Genomic DNA, 21,135 nt, shown 5'->3' with positions numbered 1-21,135 from the left:
GGGTCACCGTCTGCTCGTACGACGACCTCGAACCCTCCTGCGGGGTGGCGGCGCTGCTCCCCGGGGGCGAGCAGGCGGCGGTGTTCCGCACCCCCGCCGGCGGGGGTGCACGCGGTCGGCAACCGGGACCCGTTCTCCGGCGCCGACGTGATCGCCGACGGCATCACCGGCAGCGTGGACGGCGTCCCCACGGTCGCCTCCCCGATGTACAAGCAGACCTTCGACCTGCGGACCGGGATCTGCCTGGACGACCCCGAGGTGGCCCTGCCGGTGCTGCCGGTCCGGCTGCTCTGACCCCGGTCCCCCAGGCCCGGGCGCGCAGGCTGCGGGTGATCGGCGCAGGCTGGAGGTATCCAGCCGGTCGGTCACCCGCCGCCCGGCCTTTCCAGAGGCGAGTGGCCCGGAGGTGGTTGGGATGACGACGGAACCCCAGGCGGAGTTCGGCCCCGAGCGGTACGCCAGGCCCCGCAAGGTCGGTGGACCGCGCGGCGCCTGGCAGTTGCTGGAGCAGGTCAGTTCGATGACCGTCGTGCTGCTGGTGGCGGCCTCGGTCGGTCTGGTCCTGGTCGCGGTGGGGACCGACAACGCGATCGCCATGGCGGTGTTCAGCGCGGTCTGGCTGGTCACCGCGTTCGCCCTGATGGGCCGGCTGGGCCGGCGGCACGACGAGCAGGCGGCAGGACGGCACCGCAGGCCCGCGTGACCGGGCCGACGGTGCCGTTCGTGGTGGGGTTCCCTCAGGGCCGGGGGCACTCCCCGGCCCGGGCCTCGACCGGCCGGGTGAACCAGTACGCCCCGGCCACCAGCACCGCCCCGCCGACCACGTTGCCCGGCACCACGTACAGCAGGTTGCGGGCCAGGTCCCCCACCCCGGCCCGGCCGTCGGTGATCGCCAGCGCGTAGAGCGCCATGTTGGCCACGCAGTGCTCGAAGCCGGCCGCCACGAAGGCGAACACCGGCCACCAGAGCGCGGCCATCTTCGCCCCGTCGCCCCGCACCCGGGCCACCATCCAGACCGCCAGGCAGACCAGCAGGTTGCAGAGCACCGCCCGGGTGAACAGCTCACCCCCGGTCAGCGCGTTCTTGGCCGCGATCAGCTCGCCGAGCATCCGGCCGGCCGGCGCGGTGCCGAGCAGGCCGGTGGCGTGCATCAGCAGGCCCAGCCCGACCGCACCCACCAGGTTGCCGAACAGCGCCAGCCCCCAGACCCGGGCCAGGTCCCGCCGACCGGTCCGACGGCCGAGCCGGCCGAAGGCCATCACCATCGCCGCACTGGTGAACAGCTCGGCGCCCGCGAGCACCACCAGGATCAGCGCCACCCCGAAGACCGCGCCCTCCAGCAGCCGGACGGCGGGCGAGTGCGCCAGGTCGAACGGGGCCGCCACCGAGAGCAGCAGCACCTCGCCGAGCCCGATGTACGCCCCGGCCTGCACGGCCGAGACCAGGTAGCGACCGGGTCGGCGCCGGGCCAGCTCGGCCTTCTTCGCTGCCTGGGCCAGCATGTCGTCGAGGGCGAGCGCGGGTGAGTGCGGCATGAGGCCAGCCTCCCGCCGTCCGGGGCCCGGGCCGACCGGCCGAAGGTCACCGGCCGGAGTGCACTTCGTCCCGGGCGGTGCGGCCGGCACGTCCCGGCCGGCACCGGCCCGCCAGGGCCCGGCTGGAGCAGTCCGCCGCGCGGGCCGGTGGCACCGCGTGCACAGAATGACCTCATGTGGATATCTCCTGACGCTCCGTCACTCCCGATGCCCCGGTGAGCGCGGCGGACGTCGCGCTGCTGGTGGCCCCGATGGTGCTGGTCGCCCTCGGCCTCTACCTGACCCACCGGCTGGTGCCGAACGGGCGACGGATGCCGTTCAACGAGGTCGGCGGCGTGCTGTTCTCCATGGTCGGCGTGCTCTACGCGGTCCTGCTGGCGTTCGTGGTCATCGTGGTCTGGGAGAACACCGAGGCGGCCAAGGCCACCACCTTCAAGGAGGCCGACGCGGTGGCGGGGGTGTACTGGCTGTCCCGGCACATGCCGGCGCCGGCCGGCCCCGAGCTGGAGCAGCTCACCCTGGGCTACGCCCACGAGGTGATCACCGTGGAGTGGCCGATGATGACCCGGCACCGCACCGACCCGACCGCAACCACCATGATCTACCGGATCCGGGAGACCGCGCTGAGCTTCCAGCCCGGTGAGGACACCCGGTTGCAGGGCATCTACCAGCAGCTGGTCGCCGACGTGGAGCAGCTGGCCAGCGAGCGCCGGGCCCGGCTGAACCAGATCGACGACGTGGTGCCCACCCTGCTCTGGGTGGCGCTGATCATCGGCGCCGTGGTCACGGTCGGGTTCACCTTCTTCTTCGGGCTGCCCAACCTGCGGGTGCAGATCGTCATGGTGGTCACCATGGCGGGCCTGATGGCCCTGCTGCTGGTCACCATCAAGGAGATGGACTACCCGTTCGACGGGCTGTACGGCATCGACCCCGAAGCCTTCCGGGTCTTCCTCTCCCGGCTCCCCCCGCCGCGCTGAGCCGCGGGGACCGCACTCACCCACTCGGACCTCCCCGCGCGCACAGCCGACGGACCGTCAGTAATTTGCGAATCAGTCGACCGAACGGAGCGCGCAGGTGGCACAACGACAGTCCACGGCTGTCCGGGCGACGATGGTGGCCACCGGGGCGTCGCTGCTCCTGGTCCTCGCCATCGTGCTCGGCAGCCGGGGTCTCAGGGACTTCGACTCCGCGCTGGTCCCGTACGCGGTGGCCACCGTCTTCCTGACCTTCGGAGTGGTCCACCGCTACGTGGTGTGGATCTCCGCACCCGCCGCCCGGCGGCTGTTCAGGCAGGGCTGGCGCTCGGCGCTGTCCTGGCGGCACCTGCGGTCCGCGCCGACCGCGCTGCCCCGGATGATCGTCACCTACCTGGGCTTCCAGAAGTTCCTCGGCGCCCGCTCGCACGCCCGCTGGGCGGCCCACCAGCTGATGTTCTGGGGCTGCCTGCTGGCCGCCGCGATCACCTTCCCGCTGACCTGGGGCTGGTTCACCTTCACCGCCTCCAGCGCGGCCGGACCCGGCTACGAGATGCGGATCTGGGGCTTCAAGGTGCTCGGCTTCGACTCCGGCAGCTTCTTCGGCTGGGCGATGTACCACGGGCTCGACCTGGCCGCGGTGATGGTGATCGGCGGGGCGGGCTACTTCCTCTGGCGCCGGATGCGGGACCGCGCGGCCACCACCGGGCAGCGCTTCGGCTACGACTTCGTCCCGCTGCTCGCGCTGATCACCATCTCGGTGACCGGCCTGCTGCTGACCTTCTCCTCGGTCTTCCTGCACGGCGGCGGCTACGAGTTCCTGGCGATCCTGCACATGGCCTCGGTGGTGCTGACCCTGGTCTACCTGCCGTTCGGCAAGTTCTTCCACATCGTCCAGCGCCCGGCCGCGGTCGGCATGCAGCTGTTCAAGTACACGACGAGGAAGAAGACCCCCGACGCCGCCGACGACCTGTTCGCCTGCCGCAAGTGCGGCGAGCCGATCGACACCCCCGAGTACGTGGCGAACCTGCGCGGCACCATGCAGGACCTCAGCCTCGGCTTCGACCGGTGGGCGGAGTACTGCCCGCGCTGCAAGCGGGTGTTGCGCGGCAGCGCCTACCTCTCCCAGGTGAAGAAGGGCTTCCAGTGAGCGAGCGTGTGGACCCGACGGTCGCCCCGCGCGGCACCCGCGACTTCCGGGACGCGGGCGGGCTGCCGGCCGCCGCCTGGCGGGCCGACCAGACCGAGCAGACGCTGGTGCCGACGCACTGCTGCTTCTGCGGGGTGCAGTGCGGGATGTACCTGCGGGTGAACAGCGCGGGCAAGGTCTTCGGGGTCGAGCCGCGCAACCACGACATCAACCGGATGCGGCTCTGCCCCAAGGGCATCAACGCCTACCAGCAGGTCAACCACCCGGACCGGCTGACCGCACCGCTGATGCGGCGTTCCCGGGACGAGCCGTTCCGCGAGGTGAGCTGGGAGGAGGCGCTCTCCCACACGGTGGACGAGATCCGCCGGATCCAGGGCGGGCACGGGGCGGACGCCTTCGGGCTGCTCGGCGGTGCCAGTCTGTTCTCCGAAAAGACCTACCTGGTCGGCAAGTTCGGCCGGGTCGCGCTGAAGACCCGGCACGTGGACTACAACGGCAGGCTCTGCATGGTGAGCGCCGCCGGGGCCAACAAGCTGGCGTTCGGGATCGACCGGGCGGGCAACCCGTTCTCCGACATCCTGCAGACCGACTGCCTGCTGATCGCCGGGTCCAACGTCGGCGAGTGCTTCCCGGTGATGACCCAGTACGTCTGGGGCGCCCGCGACCGCGGCGCCAAGCTGATCGTGGTGGACCCCCGGGAGACCGCGATCGCCCGGACCGCCGACCTGCACGTGGCGCTCAAGTCCGGGACGGACGCGGCCTTCTTCAACGCGGTGCTGAACGTGGTGATCGAGGACGGACTGGTGGACGAGGCGTTCGTCGCCGCGCACACCACCGGCTGGGCCGAGGTCCGGCAGACCGTCAAGGAGTACACCCCCGACCGGGCCGCCGCGATCTGCGGCATCCCGGCCGAACAGGTGGTCCGGACGGCCCGGATGTTCGGCACCGCCGGGAAGGCGATGGCCTGGCACGCGCGCGGCATCGAGCACCACACCCAGGGGGTGGAGAACTGCCTGACCGTCATCAACCTCTGTGCGGCGACCGGGAACCTGGGCAGGCCGGGGGCCGGCTACGGCACCATCACCGGTCAGGGAAACGGCCAGGGCGGTCGCGAGCACGGCCAGAAGTCCGACCTGCTGCCCGGCGGACGTTCCATCAACGACCCCGAGCACCGGCGGCAGATCTCCGCGATCTGGGGCATCGACGAGGCCGACCTTCCGCCGGCCGGCACCTCGATGATGGAGATGGTCTGGCAGATGCAGCGCCAGGAGATCCGCGGCCTGATCGGGATCTGCAACAACCCGTTCGTCTCGCTGCCCAACTACGCGGTGGTGAAGGACGGGTACGACAAGCTGGAGTTCCACGCCCAGTTCGACTTCTTCCTCTCCGAGACCGCCGCCAACGCGCACGTGGTCTTCCCGGTCACCACCTGGGCCGAGGACGAAGGCGTGATGGCCAATGCCGAGGCCCGGGTGGTCAAGCACAACAAGGCCCAGGAGCCGCCGGCCGGCGTCCGCACCGACACCTGGGTGATGTGCGAGCTGGCCCGCCGGCTCGGGGTCGGCGACAAGTTCGACTTCCCCGGCTCACGCGAGGTCTTCGACGAGCTGCGGACCGCGTCGCGCGGCACCGTGATCGACTACTACGGCATCACGTACGAGCGGCTGGAGTCCACCGGCGGCCTCGCCTGGCCCTGCCCTGACCTCGAACACCCGGGCACGCCAAGGCTGTTCGAGGATGGGAAGACGTACCACCCGGACGGCCGGGTGCACCTTCAGGTGGTCGAGTGGCACCCGCCGGCCGACCCGTACAGCGACGAGTACCCGATGACGCTGACCACCGGCCGGACGGTGGCGCACTTCCTCTCGGGCAACCAGACCCGGCGGCTCGGGGCGCTGGTGGAGCAGACCCCGCGCCCCTGGGTCGAGGTGCACCCCTCGCACGGATTCCGCACCGGTGATCCGGTCCGGGTGGTCACCCGGCGCGGGGTGTCGGTGCTGCCCGCGCTGGTGACCGAGGCGATCCGGGCCGACCACGTCTTCGTGCCGTACCACTGGCCCTCGCCGGTGGCCGCCAACGCGCTCACCGTCGACGCGCTGGACCCGCGCTCGAAGATCCCCGAGTACAAGGTCTGCGCGGTCCGGATCGAGCGGGCGGACGCGCTCGACGAGGTGCCCGCGCCGCCCACCCCGCCGGGCCGGGAGGCGTACCCCGAGGCCCAGGTGTCCCGGACCGACCCGCTGCCGCCGACCTCACCCCAGGGTCGCGGCACCTCCGAGAGGGGCTGACGTGCTCGGCAGGACGATCTTCATCGACCCGGGCCGCTGCATCGGCTGCCAGGCCTGCGTCTCGGCCTGCCGGGAGTGCGACTCGCACCGCGGCAAGTCGATGATCCACCTGGACTACCCCGACGAGGGGCACTCGGTGGCCTCGCTGCCGACCGTCTGCATGCACTGCGAGGACCCGGTCGCCCCGTGCGCCGAGGTCTGCCCGGCGGACGCGATCCTGATCACCGCCGACGGCGTGGTGCAGGAGGCCGACCCGACCCGGTGCATCGGCTGCGCGAACTGCGTCAACGCCTGCCCGTTCGGGGTGCCGAAGATCGACCTGGACGCCAAGCTCCAGATGAAGTGCAACCTCTGCTACGACCGCACCAGTTACGGGCTCGCCCCGATGTGCGCGACCGTCTGCCCGACCGGGGCGCTGTTCTACGGCACCTTGGAGGAGCTCCAGGCCGAGCGGCCGAACGTGGACGTCTCGACCATGTTCGCCTTCGGCGACGTGACGGTCTCCACCGGTGTGGCGATGGTGGTGCCCGCCGAACAGCGGGCCGCCGTCCCCGGCGGACTGCCTGCGGGCGGGCTGCTGGTGGGGGACGTCCTGGCGGACGCCGGGGCGGCGGCCACCCGCTCGGACGGGCTCCCGGCGGGCGGCCTGCTGAGAGTGATCGAGGTCAACGGGCGCCCCACGCCCGGGAACGGAGCGCCCGCATGACCACCCCACCCGCCCCCGCGCCCACCCCGGCTCCCACCCCGGCCGAGCAGGAGGCGCTGGTCGACCGGATCAGCGCCGACTCGCTGACCACCCGTCGGGACTACCTGCGGATCGTGGCCACCGTCTCCGGCGGCCTGGTGGTCGGCTCCACGGTGGTCTCGGCCGGGGTGCTGCACCGGCACGGCGACGGCACCGCTCCCCCGCTCAAGGTGGCCGACCGCCTGCCCAAGGGACAGGCGGTCACCTTCAACTACCCCGGCGAGCACGACCGGGCGATGGCGATCCGGCTCACCGACGGCTCGGTGGTCGGGTACTCCACCGTCTGCACCCATCTGGCCTGCGGGGTGCTCTGGCGGAAGGAGCGCGGCGCCGAGGGCGAGCTCTACTGCCCGTGCCACGAAGGGGTGTTCAGCGCCCGGACCGGCGAGGTGACGGCCGGTCCGCCGCCCCGCCCGCTGCCCCGGGTGGTGATGGTCGAGGACGAGCGGGGCGCGGTCTGGGCGATCGGCACCGCGCGCTCCGGTGAGACGGAGGAGGCCGGGTTGTGCCGGCAGTTGTCGGACACCGATCCGGTGCTGGCCGAACGGGCCGGCTGCGGCCGGACGGACGGAGCGTCATGACCGGGCCCGAGCAGCTCCCCGAGCCACTGCCCACGCGCTTCCCGGCGGACTACCACCCGGGCAGCGACGAACCCCGGCTCAACCGCCCGGTACCGGAACGCTATCCGCAGATCCGGGCCACCAGCGGCTACGCCGACCCCCGGGTCCGGCACACCGGCCCGGGCCCCGGCGCGGGCGGCGAGCAGCAGCCGGAGCGGTCGGCGATCCTGACCGCCCGGCTGGTGCTGGCGATCACCGTGGTGATCGGCCAGCTGTGGGCGCTGACCGTGGCCACCGATGCCTGGATGCGCGGCGAGACCACCGTCGCCTGGTGGTGCACCGGCCTGTCGGCGGCCTCCTTCCTGGTCGTCCTCCTGGCGTGGCGGATCTCGCCGCGCGATCACTGAACAGCTACTGAGGTAGGCAGAGTTGAGCACTCTCGACGAGAAGGCCCCGGGGCACCGCAAGGAGAGCTACCGTCCCGGCGCGACCATCTCCCGCTGGGAGCCCGAGGACCCTTCGTTCTGGGCCGCCACCGGCAGGAAGGTGGCCGACCGCAACCTCTGGGTCTCGGTGCCCGCCCTGCTGCTGGCCTTCGTGGTCTGGCAGGTCTGGTCGGTGACGGTGGTTCAGCTGAGCAAGGTCGGCTTCACCTTCAGCGACTCGCAGAAGTTCTGGCTCACCGCCATCCCCGGCCTGACCGGCGGCATCTTCCGGCTGGTGTACACCTTCGTCGGCCCGGTGGTCGGCGAGCGGAAGTGGACCGCCTTCTCCACCGTCATCCTGATCGGTCCGCTGCTCTGGCTCGGCTTCGCCGTGCAGGACACCTCGACCCCGTACGGGGTGATGGTGGCGATCGCCGCGCTCTGCGGCGTCGGCGGCGCCAACTTCGCCTCCTCGATGGTGAACATCGGCTTCTTCTACCCGAAGGCGAAGAAGGGCAACGCCAACGGCATCAACGGCGGCCTGGGCAACCTGGGCGTCAGTGTGGTGCAGCTGGTCGCGCCGATCGTGATCACGGCGGGCATCCTCGGCCCGCCGGCCGGCGGGCCGCAGAAGCAGAAGGACGGCACCGAGGTCTGGCTCCAGAACGGGGCCTTCCTCTGGGTGCCGCTGCTGGTGGTGATGGCGCTGGCCGCCTGGTTCCTGATGAACGACCTCAAGGTCGCCGCCGCACCGTTCAGCAAGCAGAAGATCATCTTCAGGCGCAAGCACAACTGGCTGATGACGGTGCTCTACGTCGGTACCTTCGGCTCCTTCATCGGCTTCGCCTCCGCCCTGCCGAACCTGATCAACACCACCTTCACCCCGATCGACTCCGCCTACTCAGCCACCAAGTACGCCTGGGTCGGCCCGTTCATCGGCGCCCTCACCCGCTGGCTCGGCGGCTGGATCGCCGACAAGACCGGCGGCGCCTGGTGCACCATCATCTCGTTCGTCGGGATGGGCGCCTCGGTCATCGTGGTGATCAACGCCCTGCCGGCCGGCGGTGACCAGGGCAACTTCTGGGTCTTCTACGGCGGCTTCCTGTGCGCCTTCTTCTTCTCCGGCATCGGGAACGGCTCGACCTTCCGGCAGATCCCGGTGATCTTCCTCAACCAGCACCGCGCCGCGGCGGGCCCCTCCCCCGAGGCCCAGGAGGAGGCCCGGCACCAGGCCGAGATGGAGGCCGGCGCGGTCACCGGCTTCTCCGCCTCGATCGCCGCCTTCGGCTTCTTCTTCATCCCGGCGATGTTCGCGCTCTTCCCGGTCACCAGCTCGCTCTGGGTCTTCGTCGGCTTCTACGCCGTCTGCCTGGTGGTCTGCTGGTGGTTCTACGCCCGCAAGGGCGCCGAGGCCCCGAGCTGACCGTGACCGACCGGTCACGATTTCGGAGTTCCCGCCGGTGTCGCGTAGAGTCTCCGACGTCAGACAGGCGCCGCTAGCTCAGTTGGTTAGAGCAGCTGACTCTTAATCAGCGGGTCCGGGGTTCGAGTCCCTGGCGGCGCACAGACGGTCGGAAGGCCCCCACCTCACGGTGGGGGCCTTCCTTCGTTCCCGGCCCCGGACAGTGGCCGAAGAGACAGGTGGGCGGGGCTCAGAGCCCGGCCGGGACCTTGTCCAGGAAGCCGTGGATGCTCTTGATCTTGCCCGCGCCGTCCAGGGCGGCGACGTCGAAGCCGATGACGACGTTCTCGCCGCCGGCCGCCGGGACGAGCTCCCACTGGAAGCGCACGATGTTGTGGTGCGCGTCGACGTCACCGTGCTGGTTGAAGACGAAGCCCTGGAACTGCTCGCGCGCACCGCTGATCACCGCGGCGACGCCCTCGTGGCCCTCGACGTCGGCCAGCGGGTCCGTGTAGGTGGCGCCCTCGGCGAACAGGTCGGCGATGGCGGCGGCACGCTTGCCGGCGTCGGCCTCGTTCCAGATGGCCAGGTAACGGGTCACCACGTCGTTGAGATCACTCATGTTCAAAACTCCCTAACGGTCTACGAAGCTCAGCACCGGCACCACCCGATGGGCAGCGACGCACACCACCTTGACGCAGGGGGGTGGAGCTGCACTGGACCCGCACTGGAGCGGCCGTCGGCAGGCCCGGAGCCACGCCTCCGCGGTGGTCGGTCAGCCTCGGGTCAGGACCGGGTCAGGCGCGGGTGTTCGCATGGTGCCCGACCTGCGCGGGTCCACGAAGCAGACGGAGGCGATCGCTGTGAGGAACCAGAGCCCGTACCAGCCGGCCCGGAGGTCGGTCCGATGACCGCGACCGCTGCCACCGAGCAGCTGATCTCGCTGTCGGCGCCGGAACGAGCCGACGCCCTGCGGGAGTTGGTGGCCGCCGAGTTCCGGGCCACGATGCTGTTGGAGCCGGACGAGGAACTCCCGCTGGACCGCAGCTACTTCGACCTCGGGCTGACCTCACTGCGGCTCACCGAGATCAAGCGGCGGCTGGAGCAGCGGCTCGGGCTCGCGATCAGCGCCAACACCATGTTCAACGAGCCGACCGTCGAGGCACTGGTGACCCACCTGTCGGGTCAGCTGCCCGGCGGCGGCACCGAGGCGCCGGCGGACGACGCCCCGGTCGCGCAGGACCACGCACTGCTCGACGAAATCCTCAAGGACCTCTACCAGTCCTGAGCACCGGCGGACCTCTCCCGCCGCCGTATGGAAGGGAACCCATGCCCGACACCGCCGCACCCGTGGGGGATCAGCTCCAGAGCGCCCTCGAAACCGTGCGCAAGCAGCAGGAGCTCCTCAAGGACCTGATGCTGGAGAAGTACGAACCCATCGCCGTGGTCGGTGTCGGGCTGCGCTTCCCCGGCGGCAGCAACAGCCCCGACGAGTTCGCCGACTTCCTGCGCGACGGCCGGTCGGGCATCGGGCCCTTCCCGGCGGACCGCTTCGACCTGGCGCGGTTCACCGACCCGGCGGACGCGGACGGCGAGCCGGTCCAGGGCCGGATCCGGGCCGCCGGCGGCGGCTTCCTGGACCGGGTCGACCTGTTCGACGCCGGGTTCTTCAACATCTCCCCCAAGGAAGCCCAGTACATGGACCCCCAGCAGCGGCTGCTGCTGGAGACCGCCTGGGAGGCCCTGGAGCACTCCACCATCGACCCCGCGCCGCTGCGCCGGGGCAACGGCGGCGTCTACATCGGGGCCAGCTCGATCGACTACGCACTGGAGCTGGAATCGCTCCCGTACGAGCAACTGGACGGCCACCTGGCCTCGGGCATCACCTTCTTCCCGCTCTCCGGCCGGCTCTCCTACTTCCTCGGCTGGCGCGGCCCGTGCGTGAGCCTGGACGCCGCCTGCGCCTCCTCGCTGACCGCCGTGCACGCGGCGGTCCAGGGGCTGCGCCACCGGGAGTGCGACATCGCGCTGGCGGGCGCGGTGAACGCGCTGCACCACCCGCGGATCCCGGTGATCTTCTCCAACGCCAACATGCTCGCCCCGGACGCCCAGTGCAAGACCTTCGACGAGTCGGCGGACGGCTACGTCCGCGCCGAGGGCTGTGCGGTGGTGGTGCTCAAGCGGCTGTCGGACGCCAAGCGCGACGGCGACACCGTGCTCGGGTTGATCCGCGGCTCCGCCGTCGGCCAGGACGGCGACAGCGCGGGCCTGACCGTGCCCAACGGCCCGGCCCAGGAGGCGGTGATGCGGGCCGCGATCCACCGCGCCGCGCTGCGCCCGGAGGACATCCAGTACGTCGAGGCGCACGGCACCGGCACCCCGCTGGGCGACCCGATCGAGATGGGTGCGATCAGCGACGTGTTCGCCAAGTCGCACACCAAGACCGCGCCGCTGACCGTCGGTTCGGTGAAGACCAACGTCGGCCACATGGAGCCGGTGGCCGGCCTGGTGGGCGTGATCAAGACGCTGCTGCAGATGCGCGAGTCGGTGATCTACCCGCACCTCAACTTCCGTACGCCGTCCGGCCGGATCCCCTGGGACCGCTACCCGGTGACGGTGCCCACCGAGAACCGGCCGTGGCCCGCCGAGACCAAGCGCGCCGTGGTCAACAGCTTCGGGTTCGGCGGCACCATCGCCGCCGTCGTGCTGGAACAGGCACCCGACTTCTCCGGCCCCGGAGCAGCCACCGGCACCGGCACCGAACAGCCCGGCGCACGGCAGGTGTTCACCCTCTCCGCCAAGAACCGGCGGTCGCTGCGCAAGCTGATCGAGCGCTACCAGGAGCACCTGGAGCGGACCCCGGGCATCGACCTGGCCGACCTCTGCCACACCTCCAACGTCGGCCGCTCGCACTTCCCGCTGCGGATCGCCGGCGTGGTCGGCGGCCGGCAGGACCTGGACGGCCTGCTCGCCAAGGGGCTGACCCAGCTGGACCGCCGGGCCGTCGAGGCCCCGGAGGCCCGCAAGACCGCGTTCCTGTTCACCGGCCAGGGCTCGCAGTACCCCGGCATGGGCCGGCCGCTGTACGACCGCTACCCGGTGTTCCGCCGCCATGTGGACGAGTGCGACCGGCTGTTCGCCCCGCTGCTCGGACGGTCCGTCCGGGATCTGCTGCTCGGGATCGGCGCGGACCAGGAGGCCGTGCACCAGACCCGGTTCACCCAGCCCGCGCTGTTCACCCTGGAGTACGCGCTGGCCCAGCTGTGGATGGACTGGGGCGCCCGGCCCAGCACCCTGATCGGACACAGCATCGGCGAGGTGGTCGCGGCGGCGGTGGCCGGGCTGTTCAGCCTGGAGGACGCGGTGACCCTGGTGGCCGCCCGCGCCCGGCTGATGCAGTCGGTCTCCGCCCCCGGCGGGATGGCCGCCGTGCCGGCACCCGCCGCCGAGGTGACCCCGCTGCTGGCGGGGTACCCGGATCTGGCTCTGGCAGCCGTCAACTCACCTGACCAGTGCGTGATTTCGGGTGGCAGCGACTCGCTGGCGGCGGTGACGGCGGTGCTGCAGGAGCGCGGCCTCGCGGTGAAGCAGCTGCAGGTCTCGCACGCCTTCCACTCCCCGCTGATGGCGGAGGTGTTCGACGAGTTCCGCGCCGTGCTGGCCACCATCCGCTTCCAGCAGCCGCAGTTGACGCTGATCTCCAACCTCACCGGCAAGGTGGCCCGGCCGGCCCAGCTGGCCGACCCCGAGTACTGGGTCCGGCACATCGGCGAGCCGGTGGCCTTCGAGGCCGGCATGCGAGCGGTCGAGCGGCGCGGCAAGCACGTCTTCGTCGAGATCGGCCCGTCCACCGCGCTCACCACGCTGGCGCGCAAGTGCGTGGCGGCGGACGAGCACCGCTGGCTGAGCAGCCTGCACCCGAAGGAGCAGGACGGACTCACCGTCCTGCGCTCGCTGGCCCAGATGTACACCGCGGGGCAGCCCGTCTCCTGGTCCGGCTTCCACCGGGACCAGCACCGCCGGCGGATCGGGCTCCCGCTCTACGCCTTCGACCGCAAGCGCTACTGGCTGCCGAACGGCAGCGGCCCCGGCACCGAGGAGGAGACCGGCGAGCGGCACTTCCTGCACGTGCCCACCTGGGTCGAACAGGCCGCCGCACCGGAGGCACCGACCTCCCGGCACGTGGTGGTGCTGGGCGCCGACCCGGCCGCCTTCGCCGAGCCCGCCGGGCCCGGTCTGCGGGTGTCGCATGCCGGCACGCCCGAGCAGGCCGTCAAGCTGCTGCGCACCGAAGGTGCGACCGACCTGGCCTGGCTCTGGCAGCCCGGCGAGGGCCCGGCCGGGGTGGACCGGCTGCGCGCCGAGTGCGAGCAGAACTACCGCGAACTCCTGACCCTGCTCGACGAGTTGGAGCAGGACGGAACGGCCGTCGGGCTGCGCCTCTGGCTCGGCACCCGGCAGGCCCAGGTGCTGCCCGGCGACCCGGCGGGCGACGGCAGCGGGCTCGCCGCGGCCACCCTGTGGGGTTTCGGCCATGTCCTCTTGAACGAGCGCCCGATGCTGCGGGTGACCCTGGTCGACCTGCCCGCCGGAGCGGCCGGGGACCAGGCGCTGGCCGCCGAGTGGCTCGCCCAGGACACCGGGGACTTCCAGGTCGCGTACCGCGACGGCGTACGCCGGGTCCGGCGGCTGCTGCCCGCCGAGCAGGCCACCCGGCCGGCCGAGGGCCCGCCGATCCGCCCGGACCGCACCTACCTGGTCACCGGCGGCTTCGGCGCGCTGGGCCTGGTGACCGCCCAGCGGCTGGTGAAGGAGGGCGCCCGGCACCTGGCCCTGCTCGGCCGACGCCCGCTGACGGCGGCCGAGACCGCCGCGATCCGGGAACAGCTGGGCGCCGAGGCCGAACTGATCGTGCTTCAGGGCGACATCGGCAGCGCCGAGGACACCCGACGGGTGCTGGCGACGCTCCGGCAGGCGGAGCAGCCGCTCGGCGGGATCGTGCACGCGGCCGGTGCGCTGGCCGACGCCCCGGTCTCGGCCCAGACCTGGGAGAGCATCGACGGGCTGTTCGGCGCCAAGGTGTACGGGAGTTGGCTGCTGCACGAGGCCGCCGCGGACTTCCCCGAGCTGGACTTCTTCGTCGCGTTCTCGTCGGCGGCCGCAGTGGTCGGCGGCGCCTCGCAGTCCAACTACGCCGCCGCCAACGCGTTCGTGGACCAGCTGGTGCACTGGCGGGCCGGCCAGGGGCTGCCCGCGCTGGGCGTCAACTGGGGCCCGTGGTCGGAGGTCGGCATGTCGGCCAGGCTGAGCGCCCAGCACGTCAAGGCCCTGGAGCGGGAGGGCATCACCTTCTTCACCCCCACCCGGGCCCTGGACACCCTGGTGTCGCTGCTGGGCCGCGGCGACGGCCCCGCGCAGCTGGTGGCCGGCGAGTGCGACTGGGACCGCTTCTCGGCCGCCAAGCCGGTGGTGAACGCGCTGTACAGCGCCCTGGTGCGGGCGGAGCAGGGCGGCTCGCGGACGATCGACGTGGCGCGGCTGCGCACCCTCCAGGAGCCGGAGCGGATCGCCGGGATCACCGACTTCATCCGGTTCCGGGTCGCCGAGGTCCTGCACATCGAGGACCCGGACGACGTCGGCCCGAACACCGAGTTCGCCCAGGTCGGCCTGGACTCGCTGGTGGCGATCGACCTGAAGAACGCGCTGGAGGCGGCGCTCCGCGTCCCGCTCCCGCCGTCGATGGCCTTCGACTACCCGACGGCCGCCCTACTGGCCGCCCATGTCGACACCCAGCTCGGGCTCGTACCGGGCGACCCGCAGGGCCAGTAGGCCGACCGCAACTTCGAGTGAAAGGTCCGCAGCGGCCATGACCGAAAGCACCGTCCAGACCCTCGTCACCGTCTCCGCCCGGCACGCCCGGCAGCGCCCCGGGCACCCGGCAGTGATCTGCGAGGGCCGGGTGACCACCTACGCGGAGCTGCACCGGGAGAGCAACCGCACCGCGCACGCCCTGCTGGCCGCCGGTCTGCACCGGGGCTCCCGGGTCGCCTACCTCGGCAAGGAGTCCGAGCACTACTACGAGATCGCGCTCGCCTGCGCCAAGGCGGGCGCGGTGCTGGTGCCGGTCAACTGGCGGCTGACCTCCGGCGAGGCGGAACACATCCTGCGCGACTCCGGCGCCGAACTCCTCTTCGTCGAGGAGGCGTTCCGGCCGTTGGTGGACCGGATCCGGGCCGAACTGCCCTCGCTGTGGTCGGTGGTGCCATTGGCCGCTCCGGGCCCGGTCGGTGGCGGTCAGCGGCACTGGCACGCCGGCCGGCCGGACACCGACCTGGATCCGGGCACCGACTCCCACGACGCGGTCCTGCAGATCTACACCAGCGGCACCACCGGCGCGCCGAAGGGTGTGGTGCTCGCGCACCGGAGCTTCTTCACCCTGCCGGAGGCGATGCGGCGCAGCGGCCAGCACTGGATCGACTGGCTGCCGGAGGACGTCAACCTGATCTCGCTGCCCGGCTTCAGCATCGCCGGCATGGGCTGGTTCATGCACGGCTTCGCGGCGGGCGGCACCAACGTGGTGATGCGGATGTTCGTCAGCGAGGAGGCCGTCCGGCTGATCGAGACGCACCGGGTGACCACCACCTTCGCCGCACCGGCCATGCTGCAGATGATGATCGAGGAGCCCGGGGTCACCCCGGCGACGTTCGGATCGCTGCGCAAAGTGGCCTACGGTGCGGCGCCGATCTCGGAGTCCCTGCTGAAGCGCTGCCTGGCCATGCTGGGGTGCGAGTTCGCGCAGATCTACGCGAGCACCGAGACCGGGACGGTCGCGGTCTGCCTGCCGCCGGAGGACCACTACCCCGGCAGCCCGGTGCTCGGTTCGGCCGGGAAGGCCTGCCCCGGGCACCAATTGAAGATCGTCGATGGCGAGGGGCGCACCCTGCCGCCCGGCGAGATCGGCCAGGTCTGCGTGTTCACCCCGGCCAGGATGCTGGGTTACCACCAGCTGCCCGAGGCGACCGCCGAGACGCTGGTCGGGCTCTGGCTGCACCTGGGGGACGCGGGCTACCTGACCGAGGACGGTTACCTGTTCCTGTGCGACCGGATCAACGACACGATCATCGCGGCCGGACAGAACATCTACCCCGCCGAGATCGAGAAGGCGCTCGGCGAGCACCCGGCGGTGGCCGAGGTGGCGGCCCTCGGGGTGCCCGACGAGCTGTGGGGCGACGCCGTGCTGGCCTGCGTGGTGCTGCGGCCGGGCCAGCAGGCCGGGCCGCGTGACCTGCTGCGCTTCCTCTCCGGCCGGCTCGCCGACTACAAGGCCCCCAGCCGCTGGGAGTTCGTCGACAGCATCCCGCGCAACCCCACCGGGAAGATCCTGCGCCGGGTGCTGCGGGAACGCCACCTGGCCGCCCGGGCCGCCGTCCCCGCGCAGGTCTGACCCACCGTCGAGGACGAGGAGTCCGCAATGAGCACCACGACCCAACCGCTGCGCTTCGGGCTGCTGCTACCCACCCGGGAGATGGCGATGACGGGCGAGTACGCCGTCGGGCCGCTGCTGGAGCTGGCCCGGGAGGCCGAGGCGGCGGGTTTCGACTCGGTGTGGACGGGCGACTCGCTCACCGCCCGCCCCCGGCTCGACCCGCTGATCGTGCTGGCCGCCGTGGCGGGGGCCACCTCCCGGATCTCGGTGGGCACCGGCGCGCTCACCGCCGCCCTGCGGCACCCGCTGGTCGGTGCCAACATGGTGGCCAGCCTGCACCACGCGGCCGGCTCCCGGCTGGAGTTGGGAGTCGGCGCGGGCTTTCCGATGCCGGAGAGCGAGGCCGAGTTCGACGCGGTCGGCGTCCCGTTCGCGGGCCGGGCCGGGCGGCTGGACGAGACCGTCCGGCTGTGGAAGCAGGCCTGGGCCAGCGGCGGGGATCCGGCCGCCGGCAGCTTCCGGGGCAAGCACCTGTCGGCGGACCTGCTGCACCGGCTGCCGCCCGCCGCCACCGCGGCCGGCCCGCGGGTCTGGCTGGCGGGCAGCGACACCCCCCGGGTGCTGGAGCGGGTCGCCACGGGCTACGACGGCTGGCTGCCGTTCCTGCCCACCACCGAGGCGTACGACCGGGCCTGGCGGCGGATCGGCGAGCTGCTGGCCGAGCGCGGCCGGCCCGCGGACGCGGTCGTCCCCGGCCTGTACGCCACCCTGAACGTCGACCCCGGCCGGGCCCGCGCCGCCGCCGGTCTGGACGAGTACGTCCGCGGCTACTACGGCCGCCCGCTGGACGTGATGACCGGCATCCAGGCGTACGGCTACGGCTCCGCCGAGGAGTGCGCCGAGTGGCTCACCGGGTACGTCCGGGCCGGCGCCCGCCATGTGGTGCTGCGGATCGGCTCGTTGGACGCCGCCCGGCAGTTCAAGGAGCTCGCCGAGCACGTCCTGCCGGCCGTCCGCGCCAGCGTCGGCTGACCACCACCGCCTCACCCCAGGAGAGAGCATGACGACCCCGACCGCCACCGGCCAGTGGCTGCAGCCCGCCGAGATCCGCCCCGACGCCACGATCCGGCTGTTCCTCTTCCCGCACGCGGGCAGCGGCGGCACGATCTACCGCAACTGGCACGAGTACCTGCCGTCCGACATCGCCCACCAGATCGTCCAACTTCCGGGCCGCGAGAAGCGGTTGGGCGAGACGGCGTTCACCGAGATCGAGCCGCTGGTGGAGGCGGCCTACGAGGCGATCGCGGACGACCTCGACGACCGGCCCTACGCCTTCTTCGGGCACTGCCTGGGCGCCCAGCTGGCCTACCGGGTCTCGCTGCTGATGGCCAGGGACGGGCAGCCCGCGCCGGTGCTGATCGGCGCCTCGGGCTGGGCGCCCGAGGGGTTCTCGCAGGTGACGTACGAACAGAGCCTGATGCCGGAGCCCGAGTTGGTGACGTGGATGCGGACGCTCGGCTCGTTCCCCGAGGAGGTCTACGGCAACCAGGACCTGCTGAGCATGATCGTCCCGGCGCTCCGGGCCGACCTGGCCGTGGTCTCCACCTACGTCGACGACGGAGCGGCCACCAACTGCCCGATCGTGGCGTACAGCGGCAAGTCCGACCCGTTGATGGACCCGGGGGCGATGGCCTCCTGGGACAAGCGCTCCCCCGACTACCTCGGCAACAGCGAGTTCGTCGGCGACCACTTCTACATCGACCACGCCGAACACGCCCTCGCCGTCACCTCCGACCTGGTGCGCCACCTGCGGCGGGCGGTCGTGACCGGGCACTGACGCTCCAGGGCCCCTCCAGTGCCGCTCCAGCGCGGTCGGGGACCATCCCGGAAACAGTGCTGTATTCAGACGATCACAGACCGTATTCGAACAACCTCCGACGTGAGACAAGGAGTTCGCACCGATGACCGACACCGCGGACCTGAGCACGAAAGCGGGGCCGGCCGCGACCCCGGCCGAAGACCGCCCCAACTGGGCGACCCTGCCGGTGGTACTGGCGCCCACTTTTATGATCACGTTGGACATGTTCATCGTGAACGTCGCGATCCCGTCCATCCAGGAGGACCTGCACGCCGGCACGGGGGCGATCCAGTTCGTCGTGGCCGGCATCAGCCTCGCCGTCGCGGCCGTGCTGATCACGGCCGGCCGGCTCGGCGACATCTACGGCCGGCGGCGGATGTTCGCCATCGGCCTGGCCCTGTTCACCGTGGCGTCCGCCGGCTGTGGCGTGGCGCCGAACGCCGGCGAGCTGATCGTCGGACGGGTCGCCCAGGGCGTCTCGGCCGGCCTGATGATGCCTCAGGTACTGGCCATCCTGAGCATCGCGTACACCGGTGCGAACCGCCTCAAGGCCTTCAACGCGTACGGCATCGCGATGGGCTTCGCCGGCGTGTTCGGACAGCTGATCGGCGGCGTGCTGATCAAGGCCGACCTGTTCGGCCTCGGCTGGCGGGCGATCTTCCTGATCAACGTGCCGATCGGGGCCGTCGTCCTGCTGCTCACCCCGCGCCACGTCCCGGAGTCCAAGGGCACCGGCAGCTCGAAGCTCGACCTGGTCGGCACCGCCCTGGTGACGCTGGGTCTGGTCGGCGTCATCCTGCCGCTGATCAAGGGCCGCGAGGAGGGCTGGCCGGCCTGGACCTGGGAGTGCCTGGCCGGTTCGGCCGTGCTGCTCGCCGGGTTCGCGGTCCACCAGCGCCTGCTGGGCGCCAAGGGCGGCGCACCGCTGGTCAACATGGCGCTGTTCCGGCAGCGCGCCTTCTCGGTCGGTCTGATCACCACCATGCTGTTCTACGCGGTGATGTCGACCTTCTTCCTGGTCTTCGCGCTCTACCTGCAGCAGGGCCACGGCCTGTCCGCGCTCGAGTCCGGTCTGATCTTCGTCCCGCTCGGCACCGGTTTCTTCCTGGCCTCGATGCTGGCCAAGCAGATCGGCGCCAAGCTCGGCCGGCAGGCCCTCGCGGTCGGCTCGGTCGTGCTGGCCGTCGGTCTGGTCGTCCTGGAGATCACCGCCGACGGGCTCGGCACCGACGGGGCGATCGGCTGGATCACCCCGGCGCTGCTGGTGGCCGGCTTCGGGATGGGCATGGTGATGGCTCCGTTGTCCGCCACCGTGCTGGCCGGTATCCCGCCGCAGTTCGCCGCCGCGGCCTCCGGTGTGATGTCGACCGCCGTCCAGGTCGGCACCGCCCTGGGCGTCGCGATCATCGGAAACCTCTTCTACAACGCGCTCGGCACCACCGTCCAGCCCTCCTCGTTCACCCACGCCTTCGTGCTGGGCTGCGAGGTGCTGGCCGCGCTGGCCGTCGTGGTGGCGGTCTCCGTGCAGCTGCTGCCCAAGCCCGCAGCGCGCGGCTGATCCACCGTCACATCGCAGCGCCCGTGGCACCCGTGCCACGGGCGCTGCGGCGTCCGCACCCGCCCCGGTCACCGCGTCAGCCGGTGGTCAGGGGCGCGTCACCGCCGCCTCCCACACTTGTGCCACCCACACGGGGGCGAGGACAGGGAGACGCGGAATGCGTTGGCAGGACATCTACATCGCGGGCACCGGAACGTATCTGCCGGAGCGGTTCCCGGTGGCGGACGCGATCGAGCAGGGTCTGGTCCGTGACTTCAACAGCGGCCTCGGCTACGAGTCGGTACTGATCGAGCGCAGCGGTACGGCCGCCCCGGACATGGCCGTGCACGCCGCCCGGCAGGCCCTGCGGCGGGCCGGCATCCCCACCGAGGAGTACGGGCTGCACCTGCACGCGCACCTCTGGTTCCAGGGTCACGACTGGTGGTCGGCGGCCAACTACGTCGCCGCCCGGTCGTCCGGCAACCAGGCCGTCGCCTTCGCCCTCGACCAGCGCTCGCTGACCGCGCTCGGCGGGATGCACCTGGCCGCCGGCTACCTCAGCTCGGGCGCCGCCTCCACCGCGATGATCACCACCGCCGACCGGTTCACCGCCCCGATGATCGACCGCTGGAACACCCAGCGGCAGCTGATCTTCGGTGACGGCGCCACCGCCGCCGTGCTGTCCCGCACCGGCGGGGTCGCCAAGCTGGTGGCCACCGTGGCGTTCGGCGAGAACGAGATGGAGACCTGGACCCGCGGTGACGAGCCGTTCCTCGACTTCCCCGGCCAGAGCTCCCCGGTGCCGGTCTTCGAGCGCGTCGAGGCCCGGATGACCGCGCCGGAGGCGGCCAACGACTGGAAGCTGTGGGTCGACAGCATGGTGCGGCTCAAGGACGAGGTGCTGGCCGAGGCCGGCATCGGGATCAAGGACATCGTCCGCGCCGCCATGCCCTTCCAGCACCGCGGCGACGGCCAGGCCGAGATGCACGACCTGATCGGCCTCACCGAGGAGCAGACCGTCTGGCGTGAACTCGGCCGCCACACCGGCCACATCGGGGCCGGCGACCCGTTCGCGGGGATCAACCACCTGCTGGAGAACAAGCTGGTCGCGCCCGGCGACCACGTGCTCGCCTACGGCTGCGGCGTCGGCTTCAACTTCTCCGCCGCCGTCCTGCAGATCACCGAAACTCCCGCCTGGTGACCCGGATCTGCGCCAGACCGACCGGCATCCGCAC

Annotated in this window: 17 protein-coding genes, 1 tRNA gene and 1 pseudogene; 17 read left to right on the top strand and 2 right to left on the bottom strand. The window is 71.7% G+C overall.

Translation table 11 applies throughout. The annotated features are described in order from the left end of the window. Positions 1-105 precede the first annotated feature (105 nt). Together ACIRPK_RS19470 and ACIRPK_RS19465 are read left to right on the top strand one after the other, a co-directional pair. Positions 106-294, top strand: a complete 189-nt coding sequence (locus ACIRPK_RS19470) for a nitrite reductase (NAD(P)H) small subunit (RefSeq protein WP_403040384.1) — start codon at positions 106-108, stop codon at positions 292-294. A 121-nt stretch (positions 295-415) separates the two neighbouring features. Next, positions 416-703, top strand: a complete 288-nt coding sequence (locus tag ACIRPK_RS19465; RefSeq protein WP_403040381.1) for a hypothetical protein — start codon at positions 416-418, stop codon at positions 701-703. 34 nt (positions 704-737) lie between these two features. Here the strand turns inward: ACIRPK_RS19465 and ACIRPK_RS19460 are convergent, their stop codons facing one another. Then, positions 738-1,535 carry a formate/nitrite transporter family protein gene (locus tag ACIRPK_RS19460; RefSeq protein ID WP_403040378.1) on the bottom strand — a complete coding sequence of 266 codons (798 nt, stop codon included), beginning with the start codon at positions 1,533-1,535 and terminating at the stop codon, positions 738-740. 215 nt (positions 1,536-1,750) lie between these two features. Here ACIRPK_RS19460 and ACIRPK_RS19455 point away from each other — a divergent pair, with 215 nt between their 5' ends. The 8 genes and pseudogenes from ACIRPK_RS19455 to ACIRPK_RS19420 all read left to right on the top strand — a co-directional run bounded on the left by ACIRPK_RS19455 (position 1,751) and on the right by ACIRPK_RS19420 (position 9,241). After that, complete coding sequence (locus ACIRPK_RS19455) at positions 1,751-2,512, top strand: hypothetical protein (protein ID WP_403040375.1); 762 nt, start codon at positions 1,751-1,753, stop codon at positions 2,510-2,512. Between the two features lie 133 nt (positions 2,513-2,645). Continuing rightward, complete coding sequence (locus tag ACIRPK_RS19450) at positions 2,646-3,659, top strand: MFS transporter (RefSeq protein ID WP_403040536.1); 1,014 nt, start codon at positions 2,646-2,648, stop codon at positions 3,657-3,659. Next, a complete protein-coding gene (locus tag ACIRPK_RS19445; protein WP_403040373.1) occupies positions 3,656-5,947 on the top strand; it encodes a molybdopterin oxidoreductase family protein in 2,292 nt (763 codons plus the stop codon). Before ACIRPK_RS19450 ends, ACIRPK_RS19445 begins: the two co-directional genes overlap by 4 nt. 1 nt (position 5,948) lies before the next feature. Then, positions 5,949-6,512: pseudogene (locus ACIRPK_RS19440) on the top strand (4Fe-4S dicluster domain-containing protein); the annotation flags it as partial. Positions 6,513-6,649: 137 nt separating this feature from the next. Further along, a complete protein-coding gene (locus ACIRPK_RS19435; protein WP_403040370.1) occupies positions 6,650-7,273 on the top strand; it encodes a ubiquinol-cytochrome c reductase iron-sulfur subunit in 624 nt (207 codons plus the stop codon). Then, the gene (locus ACIRPK_RS19430) at positions 7,270-7,659 is read left to right on the top strand and encodes a DUF6755 family protein (protein WP_403040368.1); all 390 of its coding nucleotides are present in this window, start codon (positions 7,270-7,272) and stop codon (positions 7,657-7,659) included. Before ACIRPK_RS19435 ends, ACIRPK_RS19430 begins: the two co-directional genes overlap by 4 nt. A 22-nt stretch (positions 7,660-7,681) precedes the next feature. After that, positions 7,682-9,100 carry an MFS transporter gene (locus tag ACIRPK_RS19425; RefSeq protein WP_403040366.1) on the top strand — a complete coding sequence of 473 codons (1,419 nt, stop codon included), beginning with the start codon at positions 7,682-7,684 and terminating at the stop codon, positions 9,098-9,100. A 67-nt stretch (positions 9,101-9,167) separates the two neighbouring features. After that, a tRNA-Lys gene (locus ACIRPK_RS19420) sits at positions 9,168-9,241 on the top strand. An 88-nt stretch (positions 9,242-9,329) separates the two neighbouring features. Here ACIRPK_RS19420 and ACIRPK_RS19415 read toward each other — a convergent pair. Next, positions 9,330-9,701: a nuclear transport factor 2 family protein gene (locus ACIRPK_RS19415; RefSeq protein WP_403040364.1), complete on the bottom strand. Its 372-nt coding sequence runs from the start codon at positions 9,699-9,701 to the stop codon at positions 9,330-9,332. 285 nt (positions 9,702-9,986) lie between these two features. Here ACIRPK_RS19415 and ACIRPK_RS19410 point away from each other — a divergent pair, with 285 nt between their 5' ends. From ACIRPK_RS19410 to ACIRPK_RS19380, 7 genes are all read left to right on the top strand, one after another. Next, positions 9,987-10,367 carry an acyl carrier protein gene (locus ACIRPK_RS19410; protein WP_403040361.1) on the top strand — a complete coding sequence of 127 codons (381 nt, stop codon included), beginning with the start codon at positions 9,987-9,989 and terminating at the stop codon, positions 10,365-10,367. 41 nt (positions 10,368-10,408) lie between these two features. Next, on the top strand, positions 10,409-14,908 hold the full coding sequence (locus ACIRPK_RS19405; RefSeq protein WP_403040358.1) for a type I polyketide synthase: 4,500 nt from the start codon (positions 10,409-10,411) through the stop codon (positions 14,906-14,908). Between the two features lie 37 nt (positions 14,909-14,945). Continuing rightward, a complete protein-coding gene (locus ACIRPK_RS19400; RefSeq protein WP_403040355.1) occupies positions 14,946-16,523 on the top strand; it encodes a fatty acid--CoA ligase in 1,578 nt (525 codons plus the stop codon). Positions 16,524-16,550: 27 nt separating this feature from the next. Further along, a complete protein-coding gene (locus ACIRPK_RS19395) occupies positions 16,551-17,537 on the top strand; it encodes an LLM class flavin-dependent oxidoreductase (protein ID WP_403040352.1) in 987 nt (328 codons plus the stop codon). A 28-nt stretch (positions 17,538-17,565) separates the two neighbouring features. Beyond that, positions 17,566-18,342 (top strand): thioesterase II family protein, encoded by a 777-nt coding sequence (locus tag ACIRPK_RS19390; protein WP_403040349.1) that lies wholly within the window; start codon positions 17,566-17,568, stop codon positions 18,340-18,342. A 124-nt stretch (positions 18,343-18,466) separates the two neighbouring features. Continuing rightward, positions 18,467-19,921 carry an MFS transporter gene (locus tag ACIRPK_RS19385; protein WP_403040347.1) on the top strand — a complete coding sequence of 485 codons (1,455 nt, stop codon included), beginning with the start codon at positions 18,467-18,469 and terminating at the stop codon, positions 19,919-19,921. A gap of 157 nt (positions 19,922-20,078) precedes the next feature. Continuing rightward, a complete protein-coding gene (locus ACIRPK_RS19380) occupies positions 20,079-21,101 on the top strand; it encodes a ketoacyl-ACP synthase III family protein (protein ID WP_403040346.1) in 1,023 nt (340 codons plus the stop codon). Positions 21,102-21,135: the final 34 nt, after the last annotated feature.

Source organism: Kitasatospora sp. NPDC101801, from assembly GCF_044766665.1.
Taxonomy (GTDB): Bacteria; Actinomycetota; Actinomycetes; order Streptomycetales; family Streptomycetaceae; genus Kitasatospora.
Note: the sequence above shows the minus strand (reverse complement) of the source record. Positions and strands in the feature narration are given on the sequence as shown.

Bases quoted from the DNA above. Each gene is read 5' to 3' on its own strand.
- ACIRPK_RS19465 (WP_403040381.1), top strand. From the start codon at position 416: ATGACGACGGAACCCCAGGCGGAGTTCGGCCCCGAGCGGTACGCCAGG.
- ACIRPK_RS19460 (WP_403040378.1), bottom strand. From the start codon at position 1,535: ATGCCGCACTCACCCGCGCTCGCCCTCGACGACATGCTGGCCCAGGCA.
- ACIRPK_RS19450 (WP_403040536.1), top strand. From the start codon at position 2,646: ATGGTGGCCACCGGGGCGTCGCTGCTCCTGGTCCTCGCCATCGTGCTC.
- ACIRPK_RS19435 (WP_403040370.1), top strand. From the start codon at position 6,650: ATGACCACCCCACCCGCCCCCGCGCCCACCCCGGCTCCCACCCCGGCC.
- ACIRPK_RS19430 (WP_403040368.1), top strand. From the start codon at position 7,270: ATGACCGGGCCCGAGCAGCTCCCCGAGCCACTGCCCACGCGCTTCCCG.
- ACIRPK_RS19415 (WP_403040364.1), bottom strand. From the start codon at position 9,701: ATGAGTGATCTCAACGACGTGGTGACCCGTTACCTGGCCATCTGGAAC.
- ACIRPK_RS19410 (WP_403040361.1), top strand. From the start codon at position 9,987: ATGACCGCGACCGCTGCCACCGAGCAGCTGATCTCGCTGTCGGCGCCG.
- ACIRPK_RS19405 (WP_403040358.1), top strand. From the start codon at position 10,409: ATGCCCGACACCGCCGCACCCGTGGGGGATCAGCTCCAGAGCGCCCTC.
- ACIRPK_RS19400 (WP_403040355.1), top strand. From the start codon at position 14,946: ATGACCGAAAGCACCGTCCAGACCCTCGTCACCGTCTCCGCCCGGCAC.
- ACIRPK_RS19395 (WP_403040352.1), top strand. From the start codon at position 16,551: ATGAGCACCACGACCCAACCGCTGCGCTTCGGGCTGCTGCTACCCACC.
- ACIRPK_RS19390 (WP_403040349.1), top strand. From the start codon at position 17,566: ATGACGACCCCGACCGCCACCGGCCAGTGGCTGCAGCCCGCCGAGATC.
- ACIRPK_RS19385 (WP_403040347.1), top strand. From the start codon at position 18,467: ATGACCGACACCGCGGACCTGAGCACGAAAGCGGGGCCGGCCGCGACC.
- ACIRPK_RS19380 (WP_403040346.1), top strand. From the start codon at position 20,079: ATGCGTTGGCAGGACATCTACATCGCGGGCACCGGAACGTATCTGCCG.